The 19,661-nt window shown below is 71.2% G+C and carries 14 protein-coding genes; 5 read left to right on the forward strand and 9 right to left on the reverse strand.

Features of this window, described 5'->3' with window-relative positions:
* The 6 genes from HG543_RS19355 to HG543_RS19380 form a co-directional block, all read right to left on the reverse strand.
* The coding region (locus tag HG543_RS19355; protein WP_281404429.1) for a secretin N-terminal domain-containing protein at positions 1–1,141 on the reverse strand (1,141 nt) is incomplete at its 3' end.
* A gap of 25 nt (positions 1,142–1,166) precedes the next feature.
* A complete protein-coding gene (gene gspC, locus HG543_RS19360; protein ID WP_169346283.1) occupies positions 1,167–2,078 on the reverse strand; it encodes a type II secretion system protein GspC in 912 nt (303 codons plus the stop codon).
* 194 nt (positions 2,079–2,272) lie between these two features.
* Entirely contained in the window at positions 2,273–3,679 is a 1,407-nt protein-coding gene (locus tag HG543_RS19365; protein ID WP_169346284.1) for a sigma-54-dependent transcriptional regulator, read from the reverse strand.
* Positions 3,680–3,727: 48 nt separating this feature from the next.
* On the reverse strand, positions 3,728–4,738 hold the full coding sequence (locus HG543_RS19370; RefSeq protein WP_169346285.1) for a ParB/RepB/Spo0J family partition protein: 1,011 nt from the start codon (positions 4,736–4,738) through the stop codon (positions 3,728–3,730).
* A gap of 101 nt (positions 4,739–4,839) precedes the next feature.
* Positions 4,840–6,186, reverse strand: coding sequence for a metallopeptidase TldD-related protein (locus tag HG543_RS19375; protein ID WP_169346286.1), 1,347 nt, complete (start codon positions 6,184–6,186; stop codon positions 4,840–4,842).
* Positions 6,187–6,203: 17 nt separating this feature from the next.
* Complete coding sequence (locus HG543_RS19380) at positions 6,204–7,688, reverse strand: TldD/PmbA family protein (protein WP_169346287.1); 1,485 nt, start codon at positions 7,686–7,688, stop codon at positions 6,204–6,206.
* A 174-nt stretch (positions 7,689–7,862) separates the two neighbouring features.
* Here HG543_RS19380 and HG543_RS19385 point away from each other — a divergent pair, with 174 nt between their 5' ends.
* The 3 genes from HG543_RS19385 to HG543_RS19395 are packed head-to-tail and all read left to right on the forward strand — an operon-like array spanning position 7,863 to position 11,851.
* Positions 7,863–9,974 (forward strand): FHA domain-containing protein, encoded by a 2,112-nt coding sequence (locus tag HG543_RS19385; protein WP_169346288.1) that lies wholly within the window; start codon positions 7,863–7,865, stop codon positions 9,972–9,974.
* A gap of 40 nt (positions 9,975–10,014) precedes the next feature.
* Entirely contained in the window at positions 10,015–11,346 is a 1,332-nt protein-coding gene (locus HG543_RS19390; protein WP_169346289.1) for a cyclic nucleotide-binding domain-containing protein, read from the forward strand.
* Positions 11,347–11,353: 7 nt separating this feature from the next.
* The gene (locus HG543_RS19395; protein WP_169346290.1) at positions 11,354–11,851 is read left to right on the forward strand and encodes a hypothetical protein; all 498 of its coding nucleotides are present in this window, start codon (positions 11,354–11,356) and stop codon (positions 11,849–11,851) included.
* A gap of 12 nt (positions 11,852–11,863) precedes the next feature.
* Here the strand turns inward: HG543_RS19395 and HG543_RS19400 are convergent, their stop codons facing one another.
* Positions 11,864–13,444: a tetratricopeptide repeat protein gene (locus HG543_RS19400; protein ID WP_169346291.1), complete on the reverse strand. Its 1,581-nt coding sequence runs from the start codon at positions 13,442–13,444 to the stop codon at positions 11,864–11,866.
* Positions 13,445–13,670: 226 nt separating this feature from the next.
* On the opposite strand from HG543_RS19400, the gene HG543_RS19405 reads away from it, so the two are divergent.
* Together HG543_RS19405 and HG543_RS19410 are read left to right on the forward strand one after the other, a co-directional pair.
* Positions 13,671–17,522, forward strand: a complete 3,852-nt coding sequence (locus HG543_RS19405; RefSeq protein WP_211194031.1) for an ATP-binding protein — start codon at positions 13,671–13,673, stop codon at positions 17,520–17,522.
* Positions 17,523–17,578: 56 nt separating this feature from the next.
* On the forward strand, positions 17,579–18,550 hold the full coding sequence (locus HG543_RS19410; protein WP_169346292.1) for a homoserine kinase: 972 nt from the start codon (positions 17,579–17,581) through the stop codon (positions 18,548–18,550).
* Between the two features lie 18 nt (positions 18,551–18,568).
* On the opposite strand, the gene HG543_RS19415 is transcribed toward HG543_RS19410, so the two are convergent.
* On the reverse strand, positions 18,569–19,036 hold the full coding sequence (locus HG543_RS19415; protein ID WP_169346293.1) for a YybH family protein: 468 nt from the start codon (positions 19,034–19,036) through the stop codon (positions 18,569–18,571).
* Positions 19,037–19,110: 74 nt separating this feature from the next.
* Positions 19,111–19,638, reverse strand: a complete 528-nt coding sequence (locus HG543_RS19420) for an SRPBCC family protein (RefSeq protein WP_169346294.1) — start codon at positions 19,636–19,638, stop codon at positions 19,111–19,113.
* Positions 19,639–19,661 lie beyond the last annotated feature (23 nt).

A 19,661-nucleotide genomic window follows, 5' to 3' on the forward strand; every position in this document is an offset into this window, starting at 1 on the left:
AGGTGTGTATAAGAGACAGGGGCGTGCGCGGGCGGTTGGCGGTGCCCTGCGCCAGCGCCTGCAGCGTGCTGGCCAGCTCCTCGGCGTTGGCGTGCTCGAGGTTGTAGACGTTGATGCGGTTGCCGCTGGTGGTGGGGATGTCCAGCTGGGACACCAGCTCCTGGATGCGGCCGAAGGCGGCGGGGCTGGCGACGATGATGAGCTTGTTGGTGCGCTCGTCCGGGATGATTTGCGACAGCGTCACCGGGCCGTTGGAGCCCTCCTGGCCGGGCTGCGCGCCGCCCTGGATGGCGACCGCCTCACCGGGCGAGACGGGGGCGGCGTTGCTCTGGAAGCCGCCGGGGCGCTGGCCGGGGCGGGCGCCCTTGGACTCGAAGAGGCGCTGCACGGTGTTGGCCACGTCCTGGGCGGTGGCGTACTGGACCTGGATGACGCGCAGCTCGTCGCTGGCGGAGCGGCTGTCGAGCTGGTCGATGATGCGCTCGAGGCGGTGGATGTTGGAGCCCACGTCGTTGACGATGATGGTGTCCGGCGGGTACGGAATCGTGTCGCCGTCCTTGGACACGAGCTGCTGGAGCACGCCGCGCAGGGGCTCGACTTCCACGTTCTTGATGCGGAACAGCTTCGTCACCATCTGCTCGTTGGTGGTGTAGGGCTGCCCCTCCTCGACGATGGTGGGGATGGGGTTCTGCTTCGCCGAGCGCTTGTCGACAATCTTCAGGAAGCGGCCGTGCTGGTAGACGGACAGGCCGTTGGCGTCGAGCGCGGCGAGGAAGGCGGAGTAGAAGGCATCCGCGTTGACCTCCACGCGGCCATTCTCCGGGCCGATGATGGAGATCTTCCCGCGCACGTTCTCCGGGAGGATGAAGGTGCGGCAGGTGGCGTCCGCCACCGTCTGGACGAGCTTCTCGATCTCCACCTTGTCGAAGTAGATGCCGTAGCGGGCGTTGCGGCGGGCCTCCTCGCACGTGGGCGTGCGGCGGGGACCCTGGTTGGCTTCCTCGGCGCCGTTGCCGGCCTGAGGGGAGATCGTCCGCTCACCCGGCGTGTTGGAGCCGGGCGGCGGGGGGCGACGCTGGGCCAGCGCGGGGACGGCGAGCGCGAGGCACAGGCAGAGCATCCAGGACGAGAGCGTCTTCATGGAGGAGCGGGCGCTTCGGGGGTGATTAACGGACGTTGTACGACTTGCGGATCGGCGCTCCGTTGCGCTCGATCTCGATTTCGATACGGGAGGCGTCCTTCATCTTCGAGTAGATCTCCAGCGCCTTCTCGGGGCTGTTCATCTCGAAGCCGTTGATGCGGCGGATGACATCGCCGTTCTGGACACCAATCTTGGAGTAGATGGAGTTGGGCCGGATGGAGAAGAGCTTGAAGCCCACGGCCTGACCATCCTTGAAGGCGGGGACGATGCGCGCCTGCATGGCCACGTCGTTGAGGTTGTTGAGCGTCTTGTCGATCTCCGCGCGCGGGACTTCGTACTCGTTGTCGTTGATGGCGCGGATGCCGCTGGCGTCGCTCGGCGGCGGGGGCGCGGTGTTGGCCTGCGCCACCGGCGGCGAGGGCGGCACGAAGGCGCCATCACCCGGCTGCCCGTCGATGAACTCGCGGCGGCCGTTGTTGAGGATGATGACGCGCTCGCGCTCGATTTCCTGCACGGTGGCGCCCTGGAGGCTGTTGCCAATCATGTAGGTCTGCGAGCGCTGCGTCACCATGTCCTGGATGGACGCGAAGGACCATTCCGGGTTGGCGGCGACGAGCGTGCCCAGGAGCTTCACCCGCAGGCCGCTCTTCACCGGCGGCGCGTTGGGGTCCACCTGCGGCGTCTCGGGCTCGCGCACCGCGACCTCGGGCTCGGGAAGCTTGATGCCCGTGAGGCGGGAGAGCCGGTTCATGTCCAGGCTCGCCAGCGCCGTCTCCGCCCGGCGCGGCTGCGACGGCGAGCGCGCGGCCGTTCCCGAGGGAACCGGCGAGATGGCGGACTCTACGAACAGGTTCACCGTGCGCGCCGCCAGCAGGGCCACGAGCAGGACGAACAGCAGATTCACGGTCCAGAAGTATTTTCGAAAGAAGGTTTCCATCACGCTTCCGGGAGAAAGCCGGGCTCGGGTTGAGCAAGTCAGGTGCCACTCCGCGCCAGGCAGCCAATCCGGGCCCAACTGGCCAAGCGCGCGTAATTATTCCGGAATGGCCGGCGTCGGCGGCCATGGGAGCGGCCCGCGAAACCCCGCCGGACAAAATGTCAAAAGGGGGCGGGGGCCGGTGTGACGCCCTGTCAGTCGCCGGTGTCGGAGGCGGGGGGCTGGGGGGCGGAGCCGTCGCCGGTGGACTGCTCGCGCTCCAGCTTGCGGTAGATGGTGCGCGCGGCGATGCCGAGCAGCCGGGCGGCAAGCGTCTTGTCGCCCCGGGTGTGGCGCAGCGTCTCGTGGATCACCCGCCGCTCGACTTCCTCCATGGGCGTGCCGATGGGGATGATGAGCTGGCCGGCCGAGCCCAGCGGGCCCTTGCGGACCGACTCAGGCAGGTCGCTGGCCTCCAGCACCTCGCCGCGCGCCAGCACCACCGCGCGCTCCACCGCGTGCTCCAGCTCGCGCACGTTGCCCGGCCAGGCGTAGTTCTCCAGCACGTTCAGCGCGTCCTGGGAGAAGCCGCGCAGCACCTTGCCATTCTTGGCGGCGAAGCGGCGCAGGAAGGCGTCCGCCAGCAGGGGAATGTCCTCGCGGCGCGAGGCGAGCGCGGGCACGCGAATCTCCACCACGTTGAGGCGGTAGTAGAGGTCCTCGCGGAAGCGGCCTTCCGCCACCTCCTTCTGGAGGTCCTTGTTGGTGGCGGCCACCAGCCGCACGTCCACCTTCACCGTCTGCGTGCCGCCCAGGCGCTCGATTTCGCCCTCGGCCAGCGCGCGCAAGAGCTTCACCTGCGCGGACAGTGGCATCTCGCCCACTTCGTCGAGGAAGAGGGTGCCGCCGCTGGCGCGCTCGAAGCGGCCCTCGCGGCGGGCCACCGCGCCGGTGAAGGCGCCGCGCTCCACGCCGAAGAGCTCCGCCTCGAGGATGTTCTCCGGCAGCGCGCCGCAGTTGACGGCGACGAAGGGCCCCTTCGCGCGGTTGGAGTACTCGTGCACCGAGCGCGCGGCCAGCTCCTTGCCGGTGCCGGACTCACCCAGGAGCAGCACCGTGGCGGTGGAGGGGGCCGCCTGGCGGATGGTGTCCAGCATGGCGCGGAAGGCGGGGGACTGGCCCACCATGGAGCGGCCGCCCACCGCGCTGATTTCCGCCAGCTTCGCCTTGAGGGACTGGTTCTCCGCCACCAGCGCCCGCTTCTCCAGCGCCTTCTGCACCGCCTTCACCAGCGCGTGGCGCTTGAGGGGCTTGGTGATGAAGTCGTAGGCGCCGTCCTTCATGGCCGCCACGGCCGTCTCCACCGTGCCGTAGGCCGTCATGAGCACCACCTCCACGTCCGGGCGGATGGCGCGCGCGGCGCGCAGCAGCTCCTGCCCGTCCATGTTGGGCATCATCAGGTCCGTCACCATCACCGCGACTTCCGGCCGGCGCAGGAGGTCCAGTGCCTCCGTGCCGTTGGCGGCGGAGAGGGTGGCCATGTTCTCGCGCTGGAAGATGCGAGAGACGGAATCGAGGTTGGCGCGGTCGTCGTCGACGACCAGGACCGTGGGGGATGTCATGGCGTGCGAATGCTCTCCTGGGGCACCGCGCCGTTGCAAACGGCGTTCCTACGCGTGCTCCTCGTCCGGCTCCAGCGGGCCGCCGCCCATGCGGCCGATGTCCTCGCGCTTCACCTTGTCCACGTTGAACTTGCGGGCGCTGGCGAGCATCCGGTCGAGGGTGGCGTCGAAGTCCGGCTTCCCGCCGTCCTTGCGGAAGCGCAGGAAGTTGATGCGGGCGACGACGAAGTTCTTGAGGTAGGGGCTCTGCAGGCCCCGCTCCTTGAGGGTGTTGACGACACCCACCACGGCGTCATCCAGCTCCAGCAGCCGGTCCGCGCGGGCCTCGCGCACGCGCAGGGCGTCCGCCAGGGGCACGGCCATGAAGTCCTCCACCACCTTGACGAAGGGGTGGTAGGCGCCCGCGGAGAAGCGGGGCCGCTTCTCGTAGGCGGCGCCGAGCGTGACGAAGGAGGGCTCCTCGAAGAGGTGGGCGAAGGCCGCCTCGTTTCCCTGCCGGTCCGCGCCCACGAGGCCGCGGTACATGCGGATGACCTCCAGGGAGCGCTCCTTCAGGTTGTGAGCCTTCTCCGTGTTGAGGGCGAGGATTTGATAGGCCACGTCCTCGTCCGGCAGCACCAGGGCGACGATGGACTTCGCCCCCAGCAGCTTGCTGGCGTGCAGGCGGTGGTTGCCGTTGGGCGTCCAGTACCTGCCGTCCTTGCGCACGGCGATGACGGGGTCCAGGAAGCGGTCCAGCCGCTCCATGGCGCTGGCCAGCCGCTTCACGTGGGGCTCGGACAAGTCCCGCTGGTAGGGGGTGGGCTCCACCTTGTCGATGGGGAGCACGGCGAAGATGACGGGGTGGCCGCCCAGCGGCTCACGGTAGACGCCGAGCACCTCGCCGCCGTCGGTGCGCACCGCCTCGAGCAGCTCGGTGGGGTACTCCACCGAGTCGCTGGCCACCTCCGCGGGGGAGAGGCCCTTCGACTTCGGTTCCGCCTTCTTGCGGCGCGGCTTGCGCGCCGTCGTCGTCTTCTTCGCCGCGGGAGACTTGCGTGCGGACTTCGCTGCTGCCATGGGCCGGGCCCTCCTGCGCTGTTCCTATGGGTTGTACCCGGGGCCGCTGACATGAACACGGCCCCGCGTAGGTCCACGCTAGGGTGACTCGGAGGGTAGGGCTACTCTCCCGAGACGGTGAGCTGCCGGAAGCGGACAGTGGGCGCGCCCACCGAGCCGCCGCGGAACTGCAAGTCGCTCCCGATGCCGTCCAGGTCCTTCAGCATCCGCAGGAGGTTGCCGGCCACGGTGACTTCCTGGACCGGGTAGGTCAGCTCGCCCTTCTCAATCCAGATGCCGTTGGCGCCGGCGGACAGCTCGCCCGTCACCCGGTCCGCGCCATGGCCGAGCAGGGCCGTCACGTACAGGCCGCTGTCCACGTCCTTCAGCAGCTCCTGTGGCGACTTCGTGCCCGGCTCCAGGTAGAGGTTGGTGGTGCCGATGGAGGGCAGGGCGTTGTAGGAGCGCGACGCGTTGCCGGTGGTGCGCGCCTTCGCCTTGCGGGCGGTGAAGGCGTCGTAGAGGAAGCCCGACATCACGCCCTTGTCGAGGATGGGGGTGCGCCGCGTGGGCACGCCCTCGCCGTCGAAGGGCGCGGTGGCGAGGCCTCGGGGCAAGAGGCCGTCATCCACCAGCGTGACGTGCTCGCCCGCCAGCCGCTTGCCCTTGAGCGGGGCCAGCACGCTGGCCTTCTGGTAGACGGCGTTGCCGTCCGCCGCGCTGGCCAGGTCCGACACGAAGGACGCGGCCACCAGCGGATCGAAAATGACCGGCACCTGCTGCGTCTTCACCCGCTTCGCGCCCAGCATGCGCACCGCGCGGCGCGCCGCCTCGCGGCCCACGGACTCGGGGGCCTCCAGGTCGTCGAGGAAGCGCTTGTAGTCCAGCCAGTAGCCCGTCTGCAGGCCCTGCCCGTCGGACGCCACCGGCATGGCATAGACGTACACGTACGTGCCGGAGTAGGCGCCGCTCAGCCCCTCGGTGGAGGCGACATAGACCTCGGAGACGAAGTCACCCGCGCCCACCGCGTTGAAGGCGATGATGCGCGGGTCCTCCGCCTTGCCGGCCTTCTCCGCCTCCAGCGCGGCCTTCAGCTTCCAATCGCCGGGCAGCTCCGCCACCTTCGTGTCGAAGAGCAGTCCGGTGTCCGCGTAGCGGCCCAGCTCCTTGCCGGAGGGCAGGCCGTTGAGCTTGTTGGGCGCGGCGGCGCCCGCCAGCTTCACTGCCTGGTCGATGATGTGGTCCAGGGCGGCGGGCTCGAAGTCGGACGTGTAGGCGAAGCCCAGCCGGTCCTTCACGAGCACGCGCACGCCCACGCCCTTGCTGGTGGACTGGGTGAGGTCCTCAATCTGGCCCTGGTGCACGCGCACGCTGCTCTGGCGGCCCACCTCCAGGAAGGCCTCCGCCTGCTGGGCGCCCTTCTTCTTCGCGCGCTGAACGATTTTCTTCGCGAGCTGCTGGTAGTCCACGGTTGGCGCTCCCTCTCTCAGGCGACCTTGGTTCCGCCGACGGTGACGTTGTCGATGCGCACCGTGGGCAGGCCCACGCCCACCGGCATGCTCTGCCCGTTCTTCCCGCACACGCCCATGCCCGGGTCCGGCATCGGGTCGCAGCCCACGCGCGACACGTTCTTCAGCGCCTCCGGCCCCACGCCGATGAGGGTGGCGCCCTTCACCGGGCGGCCCAGCTTGCCGTCTTCAATCTGGTACGCCTCGCTCACCTCGAAGACGAAGTTGCCGTTGGTGATGTCCACCTGGCCGCCGCCGAAGGTGGCGCAGTACAGGCCGCGCTTCACCTCCTTGAGGATGTCCTCGGGGGCGTGGTCGCCCGGGGCGAGGAAGGTGTTCGTCATGCGCGGCAGGGGCAGGTGCTTGAAGGACTCGCGCCGCCCGCTGCCGGTGGAGCGCTGGCCCATCAACTGCGCGTTGAGGCTGTCGTAGAGGTAGCCCTTGAGGATGCCGTTCTCGATGAGGACCTTGCGCTCACCGGGGTTGCCCTCGTCGTCGATGTTGATGGAGCCGCGGCCGCTGGACACGGTGCCGTCGTCGATGACGGTGACCAGGTCGGACGCCACCTTCTCGCCCAGCTTGCCGGCGTACAGCGACGTGCCCTTGCGGATGAAGTCCGCCTCCAGGCCGTGCCCCACCGCCTCGTGCAGGAGGATGCCGCTCCAGCCCGGGGCCAGCACCACCGTCTGCGGGCCGGCCACGCACTCCACCGCGCCCAGCGTGGCCACCGCCTGCCGCGCCGCCTCGCGGGCCACGCCTTCCGGCGGGAAGGTGTCCCAGTGCGAGAAGGGCACCCGGCCGCCGCCGCCGTACATGCCCGTGCGCTGCTCGCCGCCCTTGCCCTGGGCCACCACTGTCACCGACAGCCGGCCCAGGTCCTGGACGTCCTCGGTGTAGCGCCCGTGCGTGTTGGCCACGGCGATGCGGCGCGTCTGGTCCACGTACGCGGCGTTGACCTGCTTCACGCGCGCGTCGAACGCGCGGGCGGCCTTGTCCGCGCGAGTCAGCAGCGCCGTCTTCAGCGCCACGTCCACGTCCATCAGCGGGGTGGCGACATGGTAGTGGCTGGGCACCGCGGCGCGGCGCACCGGGAAGCTCTTCTCGGCGCCGCCCCCCTGGGCAATCATCGCCGCGGTGGACGCCGCGCGCAGCAGCGCCGGCTCCTCCCAGTCGTCGGAGAAGGCGTAGCCCACCTTGCCGGCGGAGATGACCCGCACGCCCACGCCCTGCACCAGGCCCACCTGCGCGCTCTTGATGCGGGACTCCTCCAGGCGCACCGCCGTGGTGAGCGTGCGCTCCACGTACACCTCGGCGAAGTCGCCGCCTCGCTCCATGGCCACGGCCAGCAGGCGCTCGATGAGCGGCTGGGGGAGCAGCGGGGCGGCCGAGGCCACCCGGGTCATCATCGGGGGCACGAGCTGCGAGGTGGGGGCGCGCCGCGGGGACGCAGAGGCTCGGGGCATATTTCGGGACTCCCTCAGTGAAGCCGTTGGGGTGTGGGCACCTACATAGGAGGCGGCGCCGCCGGGAGCAACGCTCGAAGAGCCCCAGCATTTCCCGATGATCCGGTTGTCGCATTCCCACCGTGGGGTCGGCGCTCTAAGATGCCGGCCGTTTCGAGACTGGAAAACCACCCCATGCCTCCTCGTCCTCCTCCTTCCTCCCGTGCAGGTGCCGGCCGCTCCGGCGGTGGCTCGGGGCCGGACCCCGCCCGGAAGCGGCCCGCCCGTCCCGCACCCTCTTCCGAGGACGAGGACTTCTCCGCGCCCGTCACCGGGGAGGAGAGCTACCCCGAGGACGGCCCTCCCAACCCGGAGCTGTACGGGGACATGAGCGGCTCGCCGCGCTCGCGCACCGACGAGACGCGGGTGGCCTCCGTGCGGGACATCGAGGAGGAGGAGGAACGCCCCCAGGACGAGGACGACAACCCGGACGCCACGCGCGCCGGCCCGCCGGTGCAGATGCTGGTGCTGGACGGGCCGGACCGGGGCCGCAAGAAGCGCTTCCAGAGCGTGCGGATGGTCATCGGCCGCAACAAGGACTGCGACTTCGTGCTGGAGGACCAGTCCGTCTCCCGCCGCCACCTGGAGCTGGTGTACGGCGAGGGCGGCGTGGTGATGCGCGACCTGGGCAGCGTGTCCGGCACCCAGGTCAACGACCAGCGCGTGGACGAGTGCGTCCTCAAGCACGGGGACGAGCTGTCCATCGGCAAGACGCGGCTGCGCTTCGTGGACGAGGCGGAGCAGATAAAGGAGCTGCGCGCCCAGGCGGAGGCCCGCGAGCAGGAGGAGAAGCGCGAGCGGGAGGAGGCCGAGAAGGAGGCGGAGGAGGGCCGCAAGTCGGCCGGCTCCGCCAAGCGCGGCGAGATGGACCCGGGCGACCCGCGCTTCAACGAGGCCACCAACGCCAACTACAAGCTGGCGGACGTCCTCAAGGAGGAGGGGAAGAACAAGGGCACCATGGTGGTGTCCCGTCCCGTCCGGCCGCCCACGCGCGGCGGCCCCTCCAGGGGCAAGGGCGGGCTGACGGGCCGTCACAAGCTGCTCATCGGCGGGGCGGGCCTGGTGGTGCTGCTGCTGTCCGTGGGGCTCGTCCTCGTGCCCAAAAAGCCGCCACCCCCGCCGCCGGAGGACCCGAGCGTGGGGCGCGCGAAGGAGCTCATGCAGAAGGCGCGCACCGCCGTGCGCAAGGATGAGTTCGCCGAGGCGGTGCGGCTGGTCGCCGCGGCCGAGCAGATGCTTCCCGGCGTGGACGAGGAGGGCCTGGGCGCCGCGGCGAAGAAGCAGCAGGAGGTGGTGGATGCGTTCCAGGCGGTGCGCGCCCTCATGGACGAGAAGAAGTTCCCCGAGGCGCGCGAGCGGCTGAAGAACGCCCCGGAGGGCACCGCGAAGACGGACGACGTGCGCCGTAAGCTGGAGGCGGAGCTCGACGAGAAGGAGCTCGCCTGGAAGATTCAGCAGGTGGAGGAGTCGTTCGCGTCGAGGGACCCGGAGGTGGTGCGCCCGCTGGTGGACGCGCTGCCGGCCCTCAACCGCCCGCCCTACGAGGAGAAGCTGGAGGACCTGGAGGCGGAGCTGGCGAAGGAGGCCGCGGACGCGGCGCGCCGGGGCCGCAACGCCCGGGAGCGCGCGGTGGAGGTGGCGAAGCAGAAGCGCAAGGAGTTCATCGAGGAGGCCTTCGTCGACGTGGAGCGGCGCTTCAACGGCGGCGAGTACCAGCGCGCGGTGCTGGAGTGCGACCGCGTGGTGGACCGGCACAAGGGCGACAAGGACGTGCGCGAGCGGGCCATGACCCTCAAGCGCCTCATCCCCCAGTTCCAGCGCAACCTCGAGGACGGCCAGAAGAAGCTGGAGTCCAACGCCCTGGAGGCGGCGGCCAAGCCCCTGCGCCGGGCGGCGGAGCTGTACCGGCAGATTGGCTTCCGCGGCTCGCTGGGCAACACGCTCGACGAGCAGCTCGCGTCCTCGTCCGTGGCGGCGGGGCAGGCGGCGCTCAAGCGCGGCGACCTGGCGGCGGCGGGCTCCAGCTTCCGCGAGGCGCTGCGGCTCAACCCCGCCGACGGCCGCGCGCGGGACGGGCTGGACGCGCTGCAGAAGAAGGTGGAGGAGCTCTACCTGCAGGCCTATATCCAGCGCGACCGGGACCCGCAGGCGGCTGCGGAGAAGTTCAAGGTCATCATCGAGACGGCCTCCGAGGGTTCCGAAGTGAAGCGCAAGGCGGAGATGTACCTGGGCGAGCTGCAGCCGTGAGGCGCGGTCCGAGAACACCGAAGAGCCGTGGAGAAATGGGATGAACGAGTCGTCGCTGCGTGAGCTCGGGATGGACCTCATCGAGGAGCGCCAGTTCGAGCGCGCCCTCGCCGTGTTCGCCGAGGCGGTGCGCCGCGTCCCCGCGGACCATCGGTCCCGGATGATGGCGGCGCGGTGTCTGGCGGAGCTGGGAGAGCGCGAGCGCGCCGTCACCTGCTACCACGCGTGCGCGGAAGGGCTGCTGCGCCGCGACTACCTGCTGTCCGCCATGGCCGCGTGCAAGCTGGCGTTGGATTTGATGCCCAACGAGCGGCGGCTGAAGGACACACTGATTCGCGTGCACGCGCGCGCGGTGCGCAACGCGCCGGGCCGCGCCGCCGTGCCGCCGCCCCTGCCGCCGGAGGTCCTCTACGACGGCAAGGTCGACACGGACCTGATGGGGCTGCAGGGCGAGGAGCTGTCCAACCGCGCCATTGAGGTGCTGGCCGCGGCGGACCCGGGCGGGCACGCGGACCCGAACAGCCGGCCGCCGCTGCCGCTGTTCGCGGAGCTGGACCGGGACACCTTCCTGGAGCTGGTGGGCCGCATGGCGTGGCGCCGGGTGAAGCCGGAGGAGGTGGTCATCACCGAGGGCGAGCCCATGGACCGCCTCTACGTGCTGGTGGCCGGCAAGGCGGAGGTGACGCGGCAGCAGGAGGGCGAGCCGCGGACGCTGGGCTTCCTGGGCGGCGGCTCCATCTTCGGGGAGATTGCCCTGGTGACGGGCGCGCCCCCCACGGCGACGGTGACGGCCGTGTCGGACACGGAGGTGTTCGAGATTCGCCGGGAGCACCTCAACGCGGTGGCGAAAATCCACCCGGCGGTGCCGCAGGTGCTGGCGGACTTCGCGCAGCAGCGCATGACGCGCAACCTCATGGCCACCTCGCCCATGTTCCAGGCGATGCCCGAATCGGAGCGCGGCGCGCTGCTCAAGCGCTTCACCTTCCGGGCGCTGCCGGCGCGCGAGAAGGTGCTGGTGGAGGGCGAGCACTCGCCGGGCCTCTTCCTCGTGCTGGCCGGCGAGCTGGTGGTGCAGAAGGAGGACCCGGCCGGCGGCGTGGTGACGCTGGGCGTGCTGCGCGAGGGCGAAGTGGCGGGCGAGATTTCGCTGCTGACGGGCCTGCGCGCCACCGCCACCGTGGCCGCCCCGCGCAAGACGGCGGCGGCCTTCCTGGAGCGCTCCGCCTTCCACGAGCTGGTGAAGACCTTCCCCAACCTCCGCACGTACCTGGAGCAGCTGTCGGACCGGCGCCTGAAGCAGATTGGCGAGGCGCTGCGCCCCGCGGAAATCATCGACGCGGACGAGCTGGTGCTCGAGCCCGAGGCGGCATGAGGGGCGGATGATGACGCTGACTCGTTCGAGGGTGGTGGGGGTGGGCCTGGCGCTGCTGGCGGCGGGCGCGGTGCTGTACTTCTGGCCGCGTCAGGAGCCGGGCGTGCAGGAGGCCGTCACCCGGCGCGTGGTGGAGATGACGCGCGCCGCGGAGGAGAAGGACGTGGGCGGGGTGATGGAGGGCGTGTCCGAGGGCTTCCGCTCCGAAGGCGGCGGCTGGGGCAAGAAGGAGGTGCGCGGGGTGCTGACGGCGCAGGTGCTGCGCGGTCAGTGGGTCCGCATCTTCATGACGAACCTGGAGGTGCGTGAGGTGTCCCCCACGCAGGGTGACTTCCAGGCGCGGTTCATCTTCGGCCGCTCGGAGGCGGCGCGGGTGGAGGAGCTGGCCGCCTCCAGCGTGCTGAACGCCTATCTCATCGAGGGCACCTTCGAGAAGGAAGCCGACGACGAGTGGCGGGTGGTGCGCGCGAAGTACCGCCCCATCGACGCGACGGACCTGCTGTAGCCCACGGGCGGCCTACTGCAAGAGGCCGCCCGTCTCCGTCATCCAGGCCTTGGCCATGGAGGCCTGACCCGCGGACTCCAGGTTCTTCTTGATGCCCTCGATGCGCGCGGACAGCTCCTCGCGCGGGGTGCCCTGGGCGCGGGCGCGCACCAGCCCGAAGTAGTAGTGCTGGCAGCCGGCGGCGTACTCGTTCTGGGCGAAGAGCAGATCACCCATGGCGGCGTAGGCCTCCGCGAGCGTGCCCGCGCCGCTGTCCGGGGCCACCACGGACAAGAGGGCCCGGGCGCCCGCGTAGTCCTTGCGCGCCAGCAGCAGCGCGCCCTTGGCGTACTGCGCCCGGGCGAGCCCCACGCCGCGCGCGGTGATGGCCTTGTCGTAGGCGGCCAGCGCGTCGTCCTGGCGGCCCGCGGCCTCCAGCACGCCGCCGCGCGCCAGCCAGTAGCGGCCGTCCTGGTCCAGCAGGCCCGCCTTCTTTCCGTCGGCGGTGGTCACCTGCACCGGGCCGAAGGTCTTCTCGTACGCGTCCAGCAGCGCCAGCGCGCCGGCGCCGTCACCGGCGCCCTGCAGGGCGCGCGCGCCGTCCAGGTAGAGCAGGGGGGCGTTGCGCCGCTTCGCCACGGCGGCCTCGAAGGCCGCGCGGGCCTCGGGGGCCTTCTTCGCGCCCAACGCGCGGGCGCGGGCGAAGAGGGCGTAGTGGTCCTCCGGCATGTCCTTCAGCGCCGCGTCCGCCGTCTGGAGCGCCTCGTCCGCCGCGCCCCGGGCCAGCGCCAGCTCCGCCTTCAGCGCCCCGGCGCGGGCCTTCAGCACCGGCGTCAGGTCGGCGCCGCGGGCCTCCACGTCGGCCAGCGTCTTGCCCGCCTCCTCCTGCTTGCGGCCCTGGTACACGTGCGCCAGCGCCGAGGACACGCGCGCCAGCAGGTGGTCCGGGTTGACGCTGGTGGCCTTGCCGAAGGACTCCACCGCGGGGGCGTACTGGCCCTCGTCCAGCAGCGCTTCGCCGTAGGCGGTGGTGTAGCGCGGGTCCCTCCAGGCCGTCTCCGCGGCGCGGGCGAAGGCCTGCCGCGCGCCGGGCAAATCCCCCCGCGCCTGGAGCGCCATGGCCAGCGCCAGCGTCAGCTTCGGGCTGCTGGCGCCCTGCGTCTTGAGGTCTCCCAGGTACTTCTCCGCCTCGGCCGCCTTGCCCTCGGAGAGCAGGTGCAGGGCGCGCGCGCCGTAGCGCTCGCCGGAGCGGGAGTCGAGCTTTTCGGCGCGCGCGAGCAGCTCGCGGGCCTTGGCGTCGGCGCCGGGCTGGCGGTGCTCCAGCCACAGCACCGTCTGGATGTCGGCGGCCAGCGCCACGGCGTCGCGGTTGCTGTCGTTGAGCTGGAAGACGGCGTCCAGCTCCTTCAGGGCCTGCGTGAGGTCGGCCGGGTTGCCCCGCATGGCCGCCGCGCGGGCCGCGCGCATGTGCTCCTCCGTCTGCTTCCGGACACCGCCACGGTGGACGAACCAGGCCACCGCGCCGACGAGCAGCAGCGCCACCACGCCCACCTGCAGGAGCGCGCTCGTCAGGCTCTCGCGCCGCTTCCAGTCCCTGCGCCCTTCGGTGCCCATGCGCCTGCCTCCCCCGCTGGAGTGGTTGCTACCGGACGTTGCCGCCCGCTTGCCGAGTATAGGGGCCGGGCACAGATAGGAATGCTCCCCGCACCTGTCAACGGTGGGACCCGGCGGCCGGGCGCAGGGTGGGGTGTTCACCGCTGAAGGGTGGCGAGCACCGTCGTTCCGGTGTCAATCCGCCTCTGGTAACGGCCGGAGACCCGCACGGAGACGAGGAAGCTCGATGAGGCAACAGACTGCGGCCGAGGCAGTGCTCGCCGGCGGCGGACAGATGGGCGTGTTGATGCGCTCCATCGATTGGTCGAAGACGGCGCTCGGTCCCGTGGAGGGGTGGCCCCAATCCCTGCGCACCACCGTGAGCACGTGTCTCAACTCCCGCTTCCCCATCCTGGTGTGGTGGGGGCCGGAGTTGGTGATGCTCTACAACGACGCCTACGTGCCGGTGCTGGGCTCCAAGCACCCCCGCAGCCTGGGCACCCGCGGCCGGGAGGTGTGGCCGGAGGTCTGGCACATCATCGGCCCCATGCTGGAGGGGGTGATGGGCCAGGGCGAGGCCACCTGGTCCGAGAACATCATGCTCCCGCTGGTGCGAAGGGGCTTCGCCGAGGAGTGCTACTTCACCTTCTCGTACAGCCCCATCCGCGACGAGTCCGGGGGCGTGGGGGGCGTCTTCACGGCGGTGTACGAGACAACGGGGCAGGTGCTCAGCGAGCGCCGCCTGCGCACGTTGCAGCTCTTGCCCTCGCGGGTGAGCGGGGCGAGGACGGCCGAGGAGGCCTGCGCGCTCGCGGCGGACGCCCTGAAGGAGAACCACGCGGACGTGCCCTTCTGCCGCGTGTACCTGCTGGCCGACGACGGCGGCGAGGCGCGCCTGGCCGCCTCCACCGGCCTCTCCCCCGAGGCGACGCGCAGTCCCGAGCGCCTCCCGCTGGCGGAGGACGGCCCGGTGGACGAGTGGGCCCTGCGGGAGGCGCTGCGCACGGGCGTGCCGGTGCTCGTGGAGGAGGTGGCGCGGCGCTTCGGCGCGCTGCTGCCGCCGGGCGTGACGGCCCCCCTGGAGAAGGCGCTCGTGCTGCCGCTGGTGCGTCCCGGGACGGCGGAGCCTACGGGCGTGCTCGTCGCGGGCTTGAGCCCGCACCTGTCGCTGGACGCGGGCTACCGCAGCTTCCTGGAGCTCGTCGCCGGGCAGGTGACGACGGCCATCGCCAGCGTGCGCGAGCTGCAGGAGGCGAAGAAGCGCGCCGAGGCGCTGGCGGAGCTGGACCGGGCGAAGACGGCCTTCTTCAGCAACGTCAGCCACGAGTTCCGCACCCCCCTGACGCTGATGCTGGGGCCCCTGGAGGACGGCCTCGCCGACACGCGCCACCCGCTTCCCCCCGAGCAGCGGGAGCGACAGCTGCTCGTGCATCGCAATGGCCTGCGCCTCATGCGGCTCGTCAACGCGCTGCTGGAGTTCTCGCGCATCGAGGCCGGGCGCGTGAAGGCGCTGTACGAGCCCACCGACCTCGCGGCGCTCACGCGGGACCTGGTCAGCGCGTTCCGCTCGGCGGTGGAGAAGGCCGGGCTGCGGCTGCGCGTGGACTGCCCGCCGCTGGAGGCGCCCGTCTGGGTGGACCAGGACATGTGGGAGAAGGTTGTCCTCAACCTGCTCTCCAACGCCTTCAAGTTCACCCTGGAGGGCGAGATTCGCGTCACCCAGCACCTGCGGGACGCGCACGTGGAGCTGTCCGTGGAGGACACGGGCGTGGGCATCCCCGAGGCGGAGCTGCCGCGCGTCTTCGAGCGGTTCCACCGGGTGGAGCAGTCGAAGGGGCGCAGCATCGAGGGCAGCGGCATCGGGCTCGCCCTGGTGCAGGAATTGGTGAAGCTGCACGGAGGCCGCGTGACGGTGCGCAGCGCCGCCGGCCGGGGCAGCACCTTCACGGTGTGCATTCCCACCGGCAACGCCCACCTGCCGAAGGACCGGCTGGGCACGTCCGGGGCCCCCGTGGCGCGGACGCGGGGCGTGGAGTCCTTCGTCCAGGACGCGCTGCACTGGCTGGGGGAGGAGCCGGCGCCGGGGCTCGGCGCCACGGACACGGCGCTGGTCGTGCGCGGCGCTTCGCCCGAGCCGGCGGTGGCGCTGGGGCGCGTCCTGCTGGCCGATGACAACGCCGACATGCGGGGCTACGTGGCGCGCATCCTGTCCGGCGCGGGCTGGAAGGTGGAGACGGCGCGGGACGGCCTGGAGGCGCTCGCGGCCACGCGGGCCCGGGTGCCGGACGTGGTGCTGTCGGACGTGATGATGCCGGGCCTGGACGGCTTCGGGCTGCTGGACGCGCTCCGCAAGGAGCCGCGCACCGCGGACGTGCCCATCATCCTCCTGTCGGCCCGGGCCGGCGAGGAGGCCACCGTCGAGGGCCTCAAGGCCGGGGCCAACGACTACCTCGTGAAGCCCTTCAGCGCGAGGGAGCTGCTGGCGCGCGTGGAGGGCGCGGTGCGCACGGCGCGGGCGCAGCGGGAGCAGCGGCGCGCGGAGGCCGACCGCGAGCGCTTCTTCCAGCTCGCGCCGGACCTGTTCTGCATCGCCGGCATGGACGCGTACTTCCGCCGCGTCAACCCGGCCTTCCCCCAGACGCTGGGGTGGAGCGAGGAGGAGCTGTACGCGCAGACGTTCCTCTCGCTCGTCCACCCCGACGACGTGGCCGCCACCCTGGCCGAGATGAAGAAGCTCGCGCAGGGGCAGGTGACGGTCCGCCTCGAGAACCGCTACCGGTGCAAGAATGGCGAGTACAAGTGGCTGGCCTGGGCCGCCGCGCCCGTCGTGGAGCAGGGCTTCATGTACGCCGCCGCGCGCGACATCACCGAGGCCCGCCGCGCGCAGGTCGAGCGGGAGCGGCTGCTGGCGGCCGAGAGCGAGGCGCGCCGGGAGGCCGAGGCGGCCAACCGCCTGAAGGACGAGTTCCTCTCCACCGTCAGCCACGAGCTGCGCACGCCGCTGACGGCCATGCTGGGCTGGGTGCAGCTGCTCCGCACGGGGAACCTGCCGCTGGAGCGGCAGGCGCGCGCGCTGGAGACGGTGGAGCGCAACGCCCGCGCCCAGGGGCAGCTCATCGAGGACCTGCTCGACGTCAGCCGAATCCTGTCCGGGAAGATGCGGCTGGAGGTGGAGCCCGTCGACGTGAGCACCGTGGTGGAGCAGGCGCTGGACTCGGTGCGGCCGGCGGCGGACGCGAAGGGCATCCGCGTGCAGTCGGTGATGGACTCGGCGGGCACCATCATGGGCGACTCGCACCGCCTCCAGCAGGTGGTGTGGAACCTGCTGTCCAACGCGGTGAAGTTCACCCCCCGGGGCGGGCGGGTGCAGGTGTTCGTGGAGCGCCGCGACTCCTCGGTGGAAATCACCGTGGCGGACACGGGCCGGGGCATCGAACCCGCCTTCCTGCCCCACGTCTTCGAGCGCTTCCGTCAGGCCGACAGCGGCACCCGCCGCCAGTACGGAGGCCTGGGCCTGGGGCTGTCCATCGTCCGGCACCTCGTGGAGATGCACGGCGGCACGGTGTCCGCGGCGAGCCGGGGCGAGGGCTCGGGGGCCACCTTCATCGTGAAGCTGCCCGTCTCCGTGGCGCTGCGCCCGGAGCCGCCGTCGCCGTCCGGCCCGCAGCCGGACCTCCCCCGCAGGGACTTCCATTGCCCGCCGAGGCTCGCCGGCCTGCGCGTGCTGCTGGTGGACGACGAGGAGGACACCCGCGAGTACCTGCGCTCGCTGCTGGAGGGCTGTGAGATGCGGGTGGTGGCGGTGGGGTCCGCGGCCGAGGGGCTGGAGGCGCTGCGGCGCGGGCCGCCGGACCTGCTGGTGTCCGACATCGGGATGCCCGAGGAGGACGGCTACGGCTTCATCGAGAAGGTCCGCGCCCTGCCCGCGTCGGAGGGAGGGCGCACGCCGGCCGCGGCGCTCACCGCCTACGCCCGGGTGGAGGACCGCACGCGCGTGCTGCTCGCGGGCTTCCAGTGCCACGTGCCCAAGCCGGTGGAGCCGGGGGAGCTGCTGGCGGTGCTCGCGGCCCTGGCCGGTCAGGTGGTCAAGGACGGGTGAGGCTTGCGGCGCCTCCGGGGGAGGCTGGTGCATACTGCCCCCCGGAGGTGCGCGACATGGCGGTACACACGGTGCTCCCTCCCGAGGCGTTCGCCCGGGTCGCGGAGGCGTATGGGCTGGGTGCGGTGCGCGAGGTGACGCCCATTCCCCAGGGGTCCATCAACACCAACCACCGGATGGAGACGGAAGGCGGGCGCTACTTCATGCGCCACACCACCGTGCGCTCCCCGGAGGACCTGCGCTTCGAGGCCGCGCTGCTGGCGCACCTGGCCGCGTACCACTTCCCCGGGCCCGTGCTGCTGCCCACGCGCGACGGCGCCCCCTACCTGGAGCTGGAGGGCGGCCGCGTCAGCGTCTTCCGCTGGCTGCCGGGAGAGGAGCTGCGCCACCCGCGCCTCACCGCGGACCACCTGGAGGCGCTGGGCACCGAGCTGGGGAAGATGCACCGGGACACGCAGTCGTTCTCCGGCTCGCGGGCCAACCCCTACGGCCCGGACACGGTGCGCGGCTGGATTGTGGGCCTGTCGCGCCACGAGGACGCGGAGCTGGCGCGCGTGGCCGGCGAGCTGGAGCGCTACCTGGAGAAGGCCGAGGCGGTGCGCCAGGGCCTGGAGCCCCTCGGCGTCATCCACGCGGACCTCTTCATGGACAACGTGAAGTGGCTGGGCGACCGCGTGGGCGCCTTCTTCGACTTCGAGATGGCCTGCCGCGAGGCGTACGGCCTGGACGTGGCGATTACCCTCAACGCCTGGTGCTTCGAGGGCGGCGAGTACCTGCCCGAGCTGTGCCGGGCCTTCGTCCGCGGCTACCAGGACGTGCGGCCGCTGTCCCCGGTGGAGCGCGCCAACCTCTTCGGCCACGCGCTCTACGGGGCGGTGCGCTTCACGGCCAGCCGCATCCGCGACTACCACCTGTCGCCGCTGCCCGCGGACAAGCTGGTGAAGAAGGACTACCGCACGTACCTCGGCCGGGCCCGGCGGCTGTCCGCCATGGGCCCGGAGGGGCTGGCTTCGCTGCTGGGACTGTGAGGCGCTACAGGGCTCCGGTCAGATGCCGGAGACGATGCGCCACTGGCCGTCCTCGCGGCGGAACACCATCTGCTCCAGCTCGGCCTCGCGCTGGGGCCGGGCGTTGAGGTTCGGCATCCGCCAGCTCACCTTCCAGTAGTAGATGGCGGCGGCGAGGTCCCTCTGCACCTGCACCCGGCGCACATCCAGCTCCACCTTGGTGCCCTGGACCTGCTTGAAGAGGTTCTCCAGGTACGGCGCGAGGTTGGCGGTGGTCAGGTCGTCCGAGGGCTCACCCGGGGTGCCCGCATCCTCGCGGAAGTCCTTGGTGACGAGCGCCTGGATGGTGGCGGCGTCCTGGTTCTCCACCGCGGAGCGGTACTGCTCCATCACCTGGAGGATGGCGCGCGTATCCGAGTTGTCGATGATGTCCGTGCCGGGAATGCGCTTCGGGGCGCAGGCGGCCAGCAGGGACAGGACGCTGAGGGCGAGGAAGCGTTTGAGCATGGCGGGGCCTTACGGGCACAACCGATGATAAGTCAACCCATTCCCCAGGCCCCGCCGGCCGGGCGGGCGGACGGTCAGCCCTTGCGGATGACCTCGGTGATGAACCGGTTGAGCACCGGCACCTCGTTGTCGAGAATCTTCAGGCCCTCGTTCTGGATGACCTTCTCGCCGACGAGTGCCAGCGGCTTCATCAGGAAGGGCAGCTTGAGGGAGATTTCTCCGTCCAGCGTGCGCTCCGTCTGCCCACCGCCCAGGTCGCGCAGCTTCAGCACGCCCGTGTTCACCAGCATCTTGGAGATGGTGTTGGAGGTAGGCACGTTGCTGAAGGCCAGCTCCTTGCGGCGCTTGTCGTAGGTGGACGTCTCGATGAAGGCGAACCACTCGGGCGGCACCTGCTTGGGGCCGATGCTCTGGATGACGGGCTTGGGGCGGTAGCGCACGCGGCGGCGCACCACGTCACCCTCGGTCTTCACCTCCAGCGGCTGCAGCTCCAGCAGCACGCCGTGGTGCTTGAGCAGGAACTCGAAGTACCGCTCGTCGAGGAGCGCGCGCTCCACCTCGTCCACCGTCCCCTGGATCCGCTGCCTCGTCTCGAACCGCATCGGCTTCCTCCTTGGCTGTGCTG

The sequence above is a fragment of the Pyxidicoccus fallax genome, assembly GCF_012933655.1.
In the GTDB taxonomy this organism is placed as follows: Bacteria; Myxococcota; Myxococcia; order Myxococcales; family Myxococcaceae; genus Myxococcus; species Myxococcus fallax.